Here is a 14,772-nt window from a genome sequence, read left to right on the forward strand (position 1 = left end):
ATAATGCAGCATGTGTTTAGAGCATCTCTGATCCTACTGGGCCTATGTGTTTATTTTTTTTGTTACGGGCAAGCTACAGGCTCCATATTCAGCATCTGGTGCAAATGGTGTAAGAGGTGTTTATTATAATCTGCCTCATTAATCCTTGCCAGCAGAAGGCTGTATTTTTCAACGATAGCCTGCAGTTCATTTATGGTAGCTGTCATAAACGATGTAAATTGTTTATAAAATTATAGCATTTGTTTTAGGTTCAACCCCGGTTTTTGCCTTTATTCGCATTTCGGCAGCCGCTGTGTTTTTCTGGTTTATAATGATTTGCAGGAAACGCTGCCTGTAAAATAACTTGAAGTGAAGAGAGCCTGTTTATTTGCCGCTTTTCTTTTGCCCTGGTTTATTGCGCCGGCGGTGCTGTCTGCACAGGGTAAACCCAAACCCAATATCATCTTTTTTTTGGTGGATGATATGGGCTGGCAGGATACTTCTGTTCCTTTCTGGACTGAAGCAACGCCTTTTAACCATTTGTATCATACCCCCGCTATGGAACGCCTGGCTGCTTCGGGTATGAAATTTACCCAGGCTTATGCCAGCAGCGTGTGTTCGCCTACCCGTGTGAGTTTGATGACGGGAATGAATGCTGCGCGCCACCGGGTAACCAACTGGACTTTGCGAAAGAATGCCTCTAATGATGCGAAAGATGATGTGCTTGAGTATCCATTGTGGAATGTAAATGGATTATCACCCGTACCCGGTATTGAACGCACCGTGTATGCTACCCCGTTACCCGCTGTTTTGCGCAGCAACGGATATTATACCATTCATTGCGGTAAAGCGCACTGGGGCGCAATAGGTACGCCGGGGGCTGATCCTAAAAACCTTGGCTTTGATGTGAATATTGCCGGACATGCGGCAGGCGGGCCGGCTACTTACCAGGGGCTGAATGATTTTGGCAATCATTCAACAGACCCCGGCAAACAGGTATGGGCCATTCCGGGATTGGAAAAATACTGGGGACAGGATATTAACCTGAGCGATGCACTTACTAAGGAAGCTATTCTGGCAATGGATACGGCACTCTCATTGCATAAACCATTCTATTTGTATTTGTCGCATTACGCCATACATGTTCCATTGGAGGCCGATCATCGTTATTACAAAAAATACAAAGACCGGGATTTACCCGAAAGCGAAGCACGCTATGCTTCTATGATAGAAGGAATGGACAAGAGTTTAAATGATATTTTGAATTACGTTGATGAAAAAAATATTGCAGGTAATACGATCATCATTTTTATGTCGGACAACGGCGGGCTGAGCGCCCAGGCCCGTGCGGGCAAACCCCATACGCATAACGCTCCGCTCAACAGTGGCAAAGGTTCCGCATATGAAGGCGGCATACGGGAACCAATGATCGTGAGTTGGCCGGGTGTTACCAAAGCCGGCAGCACGTGTGATCAATATATTATTGCTGAAGATTTTTTCCCAACCATCCTTTCTTTGGCCAATATAAAAGCAAAGAAAGCAGTACAGCATGTTGATGGTATATCTTTTGAAGATCTTTTAAAAAACCCGCAGGCTAAAAGAAAAGACCGTAATTTATATTGGCATTTTCCCAATAACTGGGGACCAACAGGGCCCGGTATCGGAGCAACGAGCACTATTCGTTCGGGCGACTGGAAATTGATTTACTATTATAAAGATGCACGGACAGAATTGTTTAATATTAAGGACGATATTGGCGAACAGCATGACCTGGCTCAACAACATCCTGTTATAGTGAAAAAGCTGGCAGCCACGTTAACGGCATATTTAAAAGAAGTAAAAGCCCAAAAGCCGCTGTATAAAGCAAGCGGTAAGCCGGCGCCTTGGCCGGGTGAACAAACATCGCTGTAAATGCAAATACAAAAAAGGGAGCATGAAAATAAAATACTTTTTTGGGATACTGATCTGGTTTGGGTTAACAGAAAATATTGCAGCGCAAACAACAGATGTTTTTGCCTGGTGGAATCCTGCCGGCAATGCTTTTCCTGTTCTTGAAGGACAGGCATGGCCAAAGGAAGTAAAAAGCTTTTACGACCGCTTACCCGCAAGGGCAGAACAAACCGCAAGAAAAGCAGTTTGGGACCTGTCGCGGCACAGCGCGGGCCTGTACATTAAATTCAAATCGAATGCAAGTAATATCGTGGTTCGCTACGGCGTAGCTTCAAAAGGCAATTTCGCCATGCCCCATATGCCGGCTACGGGCGTAAGTGGGGTAGACCTGTACGCTATTGACCATAGTGGAAACTGGGTGTGGGCGCCGGGACAATATAATTTTTCGGATACCATAACCTACCGGTATGCTAATATAGAAGTGGACCGGCAATTTAAAGGAAGGGATTGCGAATTCAGGTTGTTCCTTCCCCTATACAATGCCGTTAGTTGGATGGAAATTGGCGTGCCGGAAGGAAATACGTTTATCCCGATGCCGCTTTCGGAAGAGAAACCGGTAGTGATTTATGGTACTTCCATAGCCCAGGGTGGTTGCGCATCCCGGCCGGGCATGGCGTGGACAGCTATATTAGAACGTCAGTTGGATTATCCTTTGATTAATCTTGGTTTTTCGGGTAATGGAAGATTAGAAAAGCCGGTGATTGACCTGATGACAGAAATTGACGCTAAAATATACGTGCTTGACTGCTTGCCCAACCTGGTCAATATTCCTGATAAAGAACTGGAAAATAAAATCACGGAATCGGTGAAAGGACTGCAGGCTAAACGATCTACCACACCTATACTTTTGATTGAACATAGCCTGGGTTCTTATTCAGGTATTATCAATGCTAAAAGGGTGGAGGATTGCGAAAGATCCACTAAAGTATTGCAGCAAACATTTGCGAAGCTAAAAAGCGAGGGTGTTAAAAATATTTATATATTATCCAATGCAGCACTGGGAATGGATATTAATTCGACCGTAGATGGCAGCCATCCCACCGACCTGGGCATGAAACAGCACGCCGATGCCTACACTAAGGCCATTCGCGAAATAGTGCATGAACCTGCCAACCCGGTGTACAGCACCACGCAGCCGATAATACAAAGCCGCGATGGGTACGACTGGCGTGGAAGACACAATGCGATCATCGAACTCAATAAAAAATCTCCGCCCCGCAATGTAATTATCGCTAATTCAATCATTCATTACTGGGCCGGTGAACCCAAAGATCCGATTGCAAGAGGAGAGGATTCGTGGAACCGCTACCTGGCGCCATTGGATCTCAGAAATATGGCATTTGGATGGGATAGAATAGAGAATGCGCTGTGGAGGGTGTACCACGGCGCATTAGAAGGGTATACCGCAAAACACGTGGTGTTGATGGTAGGCACCAATAATTTGGACATCAATACCAATGAAGAAATAATAGCCGGATTGAAATGGTTAGTGGAAGCCGTTCAACTGCGTCAGCCGGGAACAGGCATACTGCTGTCTGGTATATTCCCAAGAAGAGATATGGAAAAAAGAGTGCGGGAGATCAATGAAAAAATTACAAAACTGGCAACCACAATGAAGGTTACCTATATTAATCCCGGCCGGGTATTCCTTAAGGCCTCCGGTAAAATTGATGAAAGTCTTTTTAGCGATGGACTGCACCCCAACGCCACAGGTTATAATAAACTGGCGCCCGTATTAGCCGGCTATCTTAAAAAATAATAGCGTATGATAATGGGCTGCTTAGTATCTTTCAAATTTTTGAATGATACGGGAAATGATTATGAAAACCATAAACCACCAGCATGAAGTATTTGATTTATTTAAGTTTAACTTTTAGTTGCATTGTTGTTAGTGCCCAGGAAAAATCTTTTCAATGGCAGCAGGTGGCGGCGGGAGTATGGAAGGCGGTGGCTGGTGTTCCCGAAAAAATTAGTCCCTTAAGTATTGCCAATATGCAGCCCAATACAGAGGCGCTTTCAAAATTGGGTGAACCACCTTTCCCTGTAAACTTACAGCAAAGTGTAAACGAAATTTTTGATGCTAAAACCCTGCTTCGGTTTCCATTAGAAAAAGAAGAACAGCTTTTTGGACTGGGATTGAATTTTAAATCGGTTCAGCAAAGAGGCACCATTAAGGAATTGCAGGTAGATCATTATGGTGGAAAAGATGATGGCCGCACCCATGCGCCGGTAGCGCTGTATATATCCGATAAAGGTTACGGTGTTTTAATAAATGCCGCACGCCGCATTAAAGTGTATGCGGGTATAGCGGTTAGAAAGGATAGCAAAAACCCGCCTGAGGAAATGAACCGCAATACCCAGTCCAACTGGGATCCGCAACCTTACTCCGATGCGGTGGAAATAGTAGTGCCTGCACCGGGTACGGAAGTGTACGTTTTTGCAGGCAGCAATGCATTACAAGTAGTACAGCGCTATAACCTGTTTTGCGGCGGAGGTGTATTACCGCCCAAGTGGGGGTTGGGTTTTACACAACGTACGCCAACCCTTTTTTCGGATAAGCAGGTGATGGAAGAAGTGGATGCTTTTGAACAAAGAGGATATCCTTTAAGTTTTATAGGGCTGGAACCCGGCTGGCAAACCTACTCCTATCCCAATAATTTTGTTTGGGACAGTATCCGTTTTTCCCAGCCGCAAAAATTTGTTCGCGGGCTATTGGATAAGAACATCAGGGTTAACCTGTGGATCAATCCTTATGTATCTTCCCATTCACCCATTTATAAAGATGTACTACCGTACACCGGCACCCATACCGTTTGGGCCGGTGTGGTACCCGACCTTACTTTACCTCCGGTACAGGATTTGTATAAAAAACTTTTTTCGCAACAGCATCTCGGTATCGGCGTATCGGGTTATAAAGTTGATGAAACGGATGGCTTTGATGTATGGCTCTGGCCCGATGGCGCTAAATTTCCTTCCGGGCTAAGCGGTGAGCAAATGCGCCAGGTATATGGGTTGCAGTTCCAGAAAATGAGCGACCAGTGGTTTCGTGAAAAAAATCAGCGCACTTACGGGTTAACCCGGGCTTCCAATACCGGCGCTCCGTCTTTGCCTTATGTGATCTATAATGATTATTACAATCACCGTGACTTCATCACCGCTTTATGCAACAGTAGTTTTATAGGCGTACTATGGACGCCGGAAGCACGTTCCTCCAAAACATCGGAGGAATGGCTGCGCCGTATGCAGTCGGTTTGTTTTTCACCCATGGCTATGCTCAATGCATGGGCGGATGGAACCAAACCATGGACTTTTGCTGATGTGGCCGATGAAGTGAAATCGGTAATGTTGCTGCGCATGCAATTGTTGCCTTACCTGTACAATGCATTTGCGCAATACCATTTTGAAGGCAAACCTCCGGTGAGGGCCATGAATCTCGAAGAAGGATTTTTCTTTAATGCCAAAGAAGAAAGAGGTAACTTAAATTCATCCGACAATCCTTATGAAACAGCGATAAAGCAGGATATAAAAGACCAGTACATGCTGGGCGATTATTTATTGGTGGCGCCCATGTTCGCCGGTGAAAAAACCAGGAAGGTAGTGTTGCCCAAAGGCAACTGGTACGACTTCTATACGGGCAGGCTTGCAGGCAATGGCGCTATAATTGAAATTGAACCGGGACTTCAAAACATCCCTTTGTTTGTAAAAGAAGGAGCCATTATTCCCATGATCCCGCCGGTATTGCATACACCCCGTAAGAATGAAATATTACCTTTAACTGTGAGGCATTATGGACATACAGAAAACAGTATACAATTATACGATGATGACGGGGAAACCTTTGACTATGAAAAAGGCGCTTATGCCAGGGCGTTATTGTCGGTAAAAAAAGATAAGAAAGGAAAGTTAAAAGGTTCGGCTAAATTGCCTGAAAGCAAGGCGTTTCACTACAATAAAATTACGTGGGAATTTATGACGAAGTAGGAGGGGGGGTGGGGCAGGTTAGAAGTTGCAGGTTTAAGGGACAGGAGGCCGGTTACAGGTTGCAAATTGCAGGGAAAACGAGAGACGAGAAAGGATAAATGAGAGACGAGAAAGGAGCGATGAAAGGGTCTTCCTCTCACTATTGACTATTCACCACTCACCCCGTCCGAAAGGTGTTCAACCGCGCCTGAATGACTCAGTCGGGCAGGCGGGCGGGTACTATTACAGGTATATGAAAAAGATCATCATAAAGATATTATTGCTCTGCATCTTCGGCTGCACATCCGTATTTGCACAGCAGGAGCCGCAACAAAGCGCATGGCATGGCTTTGTTAAACACAGTTTTGTTTTTGAGGGAAGGCAGGCACGTATTGTAGCACCGCAACAGGCTTTGCCGGGAAACCCGTGGGTATGGCGGGCCTATTTTCCCGACTGGCATACGGATATGGACAGCATCCTTTTATCACGCGGCTTTCATATCGCGTATATTGATTGTGGCGATATGTTTGGCAGTGCAGAAGCCATGCAGGTATGGGAACAATTTTACGATTATCTTATACGCGAAAAACAATTTTCAGAAAAGCCGGCATTGGAAGGGGTAAGCCGCGGCGGACTGTATGTATATGCATGGGCTAAACGGAATCCCGGTAAGGTGAGTTGCATTTATGCCGAAGCGCCTGTATTAGACATTAAGAGTTGGCCCGGTGGCAAAGGAAAAGGGAGAGGCAGCGATGCCGACTGGAAAAAATTATTCAAAGCATATAACTATACTGAAGAGCAGGCAATGGCCTTTGCCGATAACCCGGTTAACAACCTGGAGGCATTGGCCGCGTATAAAGTACCTGTTGTGCACGTAGTGTGTGAAAGAGACAGCATAGTGCCATTGGCTGAAAATACAGCTATACTGGAAAAGAATTATAAAAAATATGGAGGCAATATTCGCGTGGATTATATGACGGAAGGCGTGAATGATGTGGGACATCATTTTACGATTAAAGACCCTGAGCAATATGCGGATTTTATTTTCAATCATACGATCCCTTTAAAGCAAACGCTTTCTAATGAAAAGTTTGTGCACAGCTATGGCAGCCTGAACAATACATTTTACCAGGTCGAAGAAAAAAAGGAACTGACGGTTGCTTTCTTAGGCGGTTCCATAACGCAAAACCCCGGCTGGAAAGATAAGACGGCCAAATACCTGCAGGAAGTTTATCCGCAAACAAGGTTTAATTTTATATATGCGGGCATTGCATCCCTGGGAAGTGTGCCGCATGCTTTTCGTTTGCAAACAGATGTATTGAATAAAAGCAAGGTTGATCTGCTGTTTGTAGAAGCGGCGGTAAACGATTTGGCTAATCAAACGCCGGTGGCACAACAGCAAAAAGCAATGGAAGGCATCATAAGGCACGCACTTACGGCTAATCCTTATATGAATATTGTGTTAATGGCTTTTGCAGACGAAGACAAGATCAGGGATTATAAAAATGGAAAAATACCCGCAGAAGTAGCCTTGCACGACCAGGTGGCAAAGTATTACCAACTTGCCTTTCTTAATCTTGCACACGAAGTGCAGCAGCGTATTGCTAAGAAAGAGTTTACCTGGGAAGCTGATTTTAAAGACCTGCATCCTTCGCCTTTTGGCCAGGAAATTTATTTTCAGGCTATTAAAGCACTTTTAAAAAAGGCTGGCGAGGAATATAAAGAAGAAGGATTGGTTCCTGTAAAACTTCCGGCGGCCAGATATAAAGCAGCTTATGATAATGGAAGATATGTAAGCGTGGATAAGGCCACTCCGCTGAAGGATTTTTCGCTGAACGCCAACTGGCATCCGCTTGACAAAGCAGGAACCAGGCAGGGCTTTGTGCATGTGCCCGTACTTGAATCAGGTAAAGCCGGTGCATCTTTTGGTTTTTCATTTACAGGAACTGCTGCGGGCATTGCTATTGTTGCGGGTCCGGATGCGGGAATGATAAAATATTCGGTGGATGGAAAGCCTGCCAAAACCATTGATCTGTACACACAATGGAGTGGGGGATTGCATCTGCCCTGGTACCTGGTATTAGCCGATGGTTTACCAAAGAGGAAACATATATTGAAGGTGCAGATCATAGCTCAAAAGAACAAAGATTCGAAAGGAAATGCCTGTCGCATTGTACATTTTTTGGTGAATGAATAATAATGTTCAATAGGTTAAACAGGGGTATCATAAAACAGAGTTAACTATATTTATATCATAAAATATCATTTCAGTTATGCTGGACAATACAAAAAAAATACGCGTTTTGGTTGTAGGCTGCGGCAATATGGGAAGCTCGCACGCAACGGCTTATCATCATCTTGATGGATTTGAGATCTGTGGACTGGTTTCTGGTGGAAGCACCAAAGAAATATTGAATGAAAAATTAGGCGGTGGCTATCCTTTATTTAATGATTTTGACGAAGCACTGGAAGCTACAAAACCTGATGCAGTATGCATATCTACCTATCCCGATACGCATGAACGCTTTGCTGTTAAAGCCATGGAAAAAGGCTGTCATGTATTTGTTGAAAAGCCCATAGCGGATTCTGTTGCTGCCGCTGAACGTGTAGCGGAGGTTGCCCGCAAAACAGGAAAGAAATTAGTAGTGGGTTATATCCTGCGGCATCACCCTTCGTGGGAGCGGTTTATTGTAGAAGCCCATAAGCTGGGTAAGCCTTTGGCTATACGCATGAACCTGAACCAGCAAAGCAGCGGCAAAATGTGGACGTTGCACCGTAACCTTATGAAATCGCTGAGCCCTATTGTTGACTGTGGTGTGCATTATATTGATGTGATGTGCCAGATGACCCGCTCAAAGCCGGTGCAGGTATACGCCATAGGAGCGCGGCTAACCGAAGAGATACCGGCAGGAAATTATAATTACGGTCAGCTGCAGATCCGTTTTGAAGATGGATCGGTAGGATGGTATGAAGCAGGGTGGGGGCCGATGATCAGTGAAACAGCGTTTTTTGTGAAAGATGTAATTGGACCAAAAGGTTCGGTGTCTATTGTAGCAAAAACAGCGGGAGGAAGCGGAAAGTCGGATTCTATTGACGCGCATACCAAAACAGAATCGTTGCTGGTGCATCATGCGGAATTAGATGCCAATGAAAAATTCGCGAGGGAAGATGAATGGATCAACTTAGAAGATGAGCCGGGCCACCAGGAGTTGTGCGACCGCGAGCAGCTTTATTTTCTAAAAGCCATAAATGAAGATATTGATCTCACCAATCATATTGAAGATGCCGTTAATAGCCTGCGCATTGCTTTTGCCTGTGATGAATCGGTACGTACAGGGAAGGTTGTAGCGTTGGCGTAAGATAGCGTGCATGTATGAAACAGACCGTTTAATTACAGGTGCTTATATGAAAATAATTCTATTATCCCTTGCATTTACTTTTTGCAGTGTCTCGCTGCTCTGGTCAAAAACAGGTGATACTATCCGTGTGGTTTCACACGATCAAACCGTAGTAGTTACCGATCCCGCCAAAGGTGTAAAAGCCTACAGGCGGTGGGCGGTATTTCCCTCAACAAAAGTGCCGGTACGCAGAATTAACCTGCTGGTTACTTTCGGCTGTCCGGATTCTCTGCGCTGTGCAGACTGGGATTACTTAGATCATATTTATATCCGCAGGAAAGGAGGGGTTAACAGCCCGTCTTTAGATTATCCTATAGGAAGAATGCTTACACCTTATGGTGGCGCATTTGGGCAGGATTGGAGCTTTGACTGGAAGTCGGACATTACGGATTTTAGCTTATTGCTGCGGGACAGTGTTGAAATTGAATACGAGCATACGGGCTACGAACCCAATAACGACAGGGGCTGGAAGATTACCGTAACCTTTGAGATTGTTGAAGGCACGCCGGTGCTGGAACCTGTTTCTATTCTTAAGTTGTATGATGGCAGCTTTCTTTATGGTGACAGTACGCAAAGCATAGAGGAAAAATTAAAACCGGTTTCTTTTGTTACCGGAAAAAATACGCAACATACCCGTATCCTTATTTTTCAAACGGGGCATGGTATGGATGCCAATGGTTGCGGCGAGTTTTGCAGCCGGTACCGCGAACTTTGGTTCGATGGGAAAATGATTGACAAAAGGAATATCTGGAAAAAATGTGGCGATAATCCTTTATACCCGCAGGCAGGCACCTGGCTTATAGACCGTGCCTACTGGTGCCCCGGCTACCTGCAGCAACCTGATGTTTTTGACCTGGCCGTTACCAACGGTGCAGAACACACGATAGATATTAACATGGAACCTTATGTAACCGGTAACCCCAGTGCCAATGAACGCATCAGCGCTTATCTTATCCAGTATAAAAAACCGGCGGCGCAGCATGATGTGACCATTGAAGATATTATGGTACCCACCGGTTCAAAAACGCATCTCCGTAAAAATCCTTCCTGTGCCAATCCTGTAATCGTAATCCGGAATATGGGCAGTAAGCCGCTTACACAATGTGTAATTGAGTATGGTACGGATGGTTTTAGCCGGCGGAAACATGTATGGAAAGGCAACCTGTTGTTTAACCGGCAAGCGGTTATAGGGTTGCCAGGTGAAGTGCAGGGTAATACAGGTGAAAATACTTTCAGCGTATCGCTTGCTGAACCCAATGGAAAAAAGGATGACAACAGGAGTGACAATACCATGCATACGCTGTTTACAAAAGCGCCTGTGCATGGCAGCGCGTTGGTGTTTCATTTGCGTACCAACAAACAGCCACAGCAAAACGGATATGTTGTAAGGAACAGTAATGGTAAAATAATGTATGAAAGAGCTTTAGGTACCTTAGAAGCGGAAACCGATTACAGGGATACACTTCGTTTAGCTCCCGGATGTTACGAACTCGTATTAAAAGATACGGCAGATAACGGGCTGGAATTTTGGTTCAATAATCGTGGTGGAAGAGGCTTTGCCCGGCTGCTGGATGTTAAGGGACAGTTACTGAAACATTTTGATTCGGATTTCGGGAGTGGCATATATTATAGTTTTGAAGTGTCGGCCGATTCCACCCAATTTGCACTGCCCGATGAGTTACCCGCGGTTGGCGTATTTCCAACCCGTACTAATGGTAAAACCACCATGGATTACTTTGGCAACAGTCCCCAAAAAGTAACGGTGCACCTGGTTACCGATCCCGGCAATGAGGTAATCGAAGAACATATATACGAGGAGTTGAAAGAAGCTGTGTTTACATACGACCTGTCGTACAGACCGGCACAACGTTATTATTTAAAAGTATATGTGGGCGGAAAGCTGGTTTTTAATAAACGGGTAAGAGTGGAAGGTGGCAGGAAGTAGGCAGCCATGTCGTGTTACAATAAATAGTAAAACATGATGGACAGCAGTATATATAGATGCTTATTTTAACGATGCCGCATAGCGGAAAGAAAGTAAAAGGGTGCGAAGCCCGACTGACCGGTACGCCTGTCTAAACTGCCGGACGGCAGGCAGGAACGGGGCAGGTAATTGGGCTTCATAGATTTACAAAGCCGGGTACATAAAAACTATTTTAACTGATATGGCAAAAGAAAATAAAATGATGCAACGCCGCAGGTTTATTGGTAACATATCGAAAGCCGGTTTACTTGGAGGGTTATTGGTTTCCTCCACCGGCAGTATAGCAAATGAAATTGAAGCCTTAGCTGCACATCCCGGGGAAGGGCATATTTTTCTTGTCAACCCTTATTTGCAGGCTCCGGAACCGGATAGCATGCGTGTAATGTGGATCACCAATAAATTGTGTTATAGCTGGGTGGAATATGGCGAAGGCGCTGAACTCACCCAAAAAGCGCATGAAACAACTAACGGATTGATCAATGCCTATAACCGGGTAAACTGCGTACAGTTAAATGGATTGAAGCCGGGCGCTAGCTACCGGTATCGCGTAGTGTCAAAAGAGATACTTGATTTTGAACCTTATGAGTTAAAATATGGCGAAACAATTACGAGCGATACTTTTACATTTCAAACCCCTGATCCGAAAGTAAAAGAGGTAAGCTGGCTGGTGATGAACGATATTCATGATCGTCCTGCTTCCATTCCACATTTAATGAAACTTGCCGGAAATGATGCGTATGATTTTGTTTTTTTTAATGGCGATATGTTCGATTATCAAACCGATGAAGAGCAGATTATCCGGCATATGTTAGCGCCATGCGCTGATGTATTTGCCAGTCGTATTCCTTTTCTTTTTGTAAGGGGCAACCATGAAACCAGGGGTAAATTTGCCCGTAACCTTACTGATTATTTTTCTAATCCGGGGCAGCGTTATTATTATTCCTTTGTACGGGGTCCGGTGCATGCTATTGTGCTGGATACGGGTGAAGATAAGCCGGATTCGGCGCCTGTATATGCGGGCATTGTAGATTTTGACGCTTACAGGAAAGAACAGGCTGTATGGCTTGAAAAGGAAATGCAAACGTTGGCTTTTAAAAAAGCGAAGTTCCGGGTGGTGATGATGCATATCCCTCATTATTATTCCGGCGACTGGCACGGCACCCTGCATTGCAGGGAATTGTATGCTCCGTTATTTGATAAATATAAAATTGATTTTTTTATTGCAGGGCATACGCATAGGTATGGCGTTTTCAACCCGGTTAAAGGCCAGCATAATTATCCTGTTATTATAGGAGGCGGCCCTACGGAAGGTAAACGCACTATAATGAAAATAAAGGCAAATGAGCAGGTACTGCAATTAAGTATGTTAAAAGACGATGGAACAGAAGTAGGCAAGTATGAAATTAAGAGTAAGCGGTAGGCTGCCGCTTCATCAAAAAAAATATTTCAAGAAGATAGCACCTCCTTTTGGGAATTGATTATCATTTCCATTACCTTTGCATCCCTTTTAGCAACTGCCTTAACGGCAATAACAAAAGGAACAGTTCGGGAGGTAGTTCAGCCCGGTAGAATACGTGGTTTGGGACCACGGGGTCGCAGGTTCGAATCCTGTCCTCCCGACGAAAAGGAGTCAGATCCTTTCAATCCTTGTAAATATTTAAAGTTTACAAGGATTTTTTTTGTCCCTATGTCAAATAAAATCAAATCATATCAATATTCTGGTGAGTAAATCGGTGAGTATTTTAAGGTGTAAGATTTGTACTCACCCAATAGCTCATAATCTATTGTAATCCATACAGTTGTGTTATTTTTTTTGACACATTTTGAGAGGATTCGAAATGGATTCGAAAGTGCGTACACTGGTAAAACGTGAAGATGGAAATCAAATCATTTCAAACTCTTTTAAAAAAAACTTATGGACACTACCACTTTTGGCGTCAGCTTTCTAATCAGAAAATGTAAAGCAAATAAAAAACGGGCTGACATTTATGCCCGGATCACGATTGACGGCGATGAAAAGGAATTTTCAACCAAAGAACAGATTTCCGTATCCACCTGGGATAGTGGAAAAAGTAAGGTAAAAGGAAATTCAGTTGAGGTAAAATCAATTAATGAACACCTCGATAACATCATGCTGTCTATTAAAAACAAGTACCGGAAGCTGCTTGATGACGGCAGGTTAGTTACGGCTGAAACCGTAAGGGATGCCCATCTTGCCATACAGGCAGAGCTAAAGGGAGATAAACCGAAGGAACTGCTGGCATACTACAAAGAGATTTGGGAACTTAAATTGAAAAACGGTGGTTTTAAGAACTACAAAACCACCATCAAGTATCTTGAACGTATTCCTTGTTGCCAAAAATCCTGTATTATTGTTGCCGAAAGTTCTGCATTACTAATTGCCAAAAAACCTACATTCTTATTTGCTGGTTACACTGTCCAACCATTTTGGTCTAATTCAATGCCAATTGTTTCAGGTTGGTGTCGCAATACCAAACTTAAAAACTTGCTTATGGATGTTATTTGTTTTTCACTAATCATTTTTAATTATGTCGCAGTGATACCAATTTACAAAAAGCAAATTGAATGCTTTATTTATTTCTAAAATTTCTCTTGTTGAGTTTTCATTCCATTGCGAAATACAAAGTTCAGTTACTGTGTCAATATTTAGCGTTCCGAAATAAGTCGTGTTCTCTGTCGTAATTGCAAAACCATTTAAAAGAGCTTCGCCATTTATTAATACTAGTCCTGTCGAACTGCATTTTAATATGGCTTTTAGTTCGTTGAAATTTATTATCAAATTTGGCGAGCCAATTACTTTTCTTACGTGGCAGTTTTTGAATAAAGTATAGTCGTCACTTTTCTTGCTATCATTATCCCAAATGTTTTTGATACCAATAAACTCTTGTTCAATAAGTGGTAAAGCATTCAAATTTAAAAATTCTTTGTGTCTGTAATCGTCTTCGAGGATATGAATATCAAATTCTGTTTGTCTTGTTGTAGCAACTTTTTGTGGAAATTCGTTTGAAATTGTTGGTGTTGTAAACCAGATGTCATTTGGATTGGCTTTTTCAATCTTACGCATTTTCAGCACAAGGCTTTTTGTCTTTACAAAATCAATTGAGTTTTCAGGATTTGCTTCTTCTACATTCCAATCGCTGTCTTGAATGTGCATTGTTGTAGGAACTGAAAATGTTTCGGGCAATTGGTCTGCTTTCATTTCAGAGACACCAATTGTCTGACCATTGAAATTGTCAATGAATTGAACTTTAATCTTGTCGCTCGTTCCAAATATTTTGTCAAATAGTCCCATTGTTTGTAGTATGTAGGGTGTCGCTCTATAATAGCAGGCAACGGTACGGTAAGCTCCCCCAAAAACAGTACGGTTTAAAAGAAGACAAAAATGTTTAATTTTAAAACCGTAAAAGATGAAAAAAAGCACATTTAGTCCTGCTCAGATAGCAGGCATTCTCAAAGAATTTGATAACGGCAAAAGTGCCG

General features: G+C 43.5%; 10 protein-coding genes, 1 tRNA gene and 1 pseudogene. 9 read left to right on the plus strand and 3 right to left on the minus strand.

What is annotated here, in order from left to right:
* Window positions 1-62 precede the first annotated feature (62 nt).
* Window positions 63-206: a hypothetical protein gene (locus VL121_RS05955; RefSeq protein ID WP_325403174.1), complete on the minus strand. Its 144-nt coding sequence runs from the start codon at window positions 204-206 to the stop codon at window positions 63-65.
* 142 nt (window positions 207-348) lie between these two features.
* On the opposite strand from VL121_RS05955, the gene VL121_RS05960 reads away from it, so the two are divergent.
* From VL121_RS05960 to VL121_RS21595, 9 genes and pseudogenes are all read left to right on the plus strand, one after another.
* Window positions 349-1,890, plus strand: coding sequence for a sulfatase (locus VL121_RS05960; protein ID WP_325403176.1), 1,542 nt, complete (start codon window positions 349-351; stop codon window positions 1,888-1,890).
* Between the two features lie 22 nt (window positions 1,891-1,912).
* Complete coding sequence (locus tag VL121_RS05965; protein WP_325403178.1) at window positions 1,913-3,688, plus strand: SGNH/GDSL hydrolase family protein; 1,776 nt, start codon at window positions 1,913-1,915, stop codon at window positions 3,686-3,688.
* 83 nt (window positions 3,689-3,771) lie between these two features.
* Window positions 3,772-5,910 (plus strand): TIM-barrel domain-containing protein, encoded by a 2,139-nt coding sequence (locus tag VL121_RS05970; RefSeq protein WP_325403180.1) that lies wholly within the window; start codon window positions 3,772-3,774, stop codon window positions 5,908-5,910.
* Between the two features lie 232 nt (window positions 5,911-6,142).
* Window positions 6,143-8,086: a GDSL-type esterase/lipase family protein gene (locus VL121_RS05975; protein ID WP_325403182.1), complete on the plus strand. Its 1,944-nt coding sequence runs from the start codon at window positions 6,143-6,145 to the stop codon at window positions 8,084-8,086.
* Window positions 8,087-8,162: 76 nt separating this feature from the next.
* The gene (locus VL121_RS05980; protein WP_325403184.1) at window positions 8,163-9,248 is read left to right on the plus strand and encodes a Gfo/Idh/MocA family protein; all 1,086 of its coding nucleotides are present in this window, start codon (window positions 8,163-8,165) and stop codon (window positions 9,246-9,248) included.
* A gap of 46 nt (window positions 9,249-9,294) precedes the next feature.
* On the plus strand, window positions 9,295-11,232 hold the full coding sequence (locus VL121_RS05985) for a peptide-N-glycosidase F-related protein (RefSeq protein WP_325403186.1): 1,938 nt from the start codon (window positions 9,295-9,297) through the stop codon (window positions 11,230-11,232).
* 220 nt (window positions 11,233-11,452) lie between these two features.
* Window positions 11,453-12,691: a purple acid phosphatase family protein gene (locus tag VL121_RS05990; RefSeq protein ID WP_325403188.1), complete on the plus strand. Its 1,239-nt coding sequence runs from the start codon at window positions 11,453-11,455 to the stop codon at window positions 12,689-12,691.
* Window positions 12,692-12,817: 126 nt separating this feature from the next.
* Window positions 12,818-12,891 (plus strand) — tRNA-Pro (locus VL121_RS05995).
* Window positions 12,892-13,186: 295 nt separating this feature from the next.
* Window positions 13,187-13,459 (plus strand): annotated as a pseudogene (locus VL121_RS21595) (Arm DNA-binding domain-containing protein); the annotation flags it as partial.
* Between the two features lie 242 nt (window positions 13,460-13,701).
* Here the strand turns inward: VL121_RS21595 and VL121_RS21600 are convergent.
* The gene (locus VL121_RS21600) at window positions 13,702-13,812 is read right to left on the minus strand and encodes an RNA 2'-phosphotransferase (protein ID WP_349255350.1); all 111 of its coding nucleotides are present in this window, start codon (window positions 13,810-13,812) and stop codon (window positions 13,702-13,704) included.
* Window positions 13,805-14,713, minus strand: a complete 909-nt coding sequence (locus VL121_RS06005; protein WP_325403192.1) for a hypothetical protein — start codon at window positions 14,711-14,713, stop codon at window positions 13,805-13,807. The genes VL121_RS21600 and VL121_RS06005 overlap by 8 nt, the downstream gene beginning before the upstream one ends.
* Window positions 14,714-14,772: the final 59 nt, after the last annotated feature.

Source organism: Agriterribacter sp., assembly GCF_035497235.1.
Taxonomy (GTDB): domain Bacteria; phylum Bacteroidota; class Bacteroidia; order Chitinophagales; family Chitinophagaceae; genus Agriterribacter.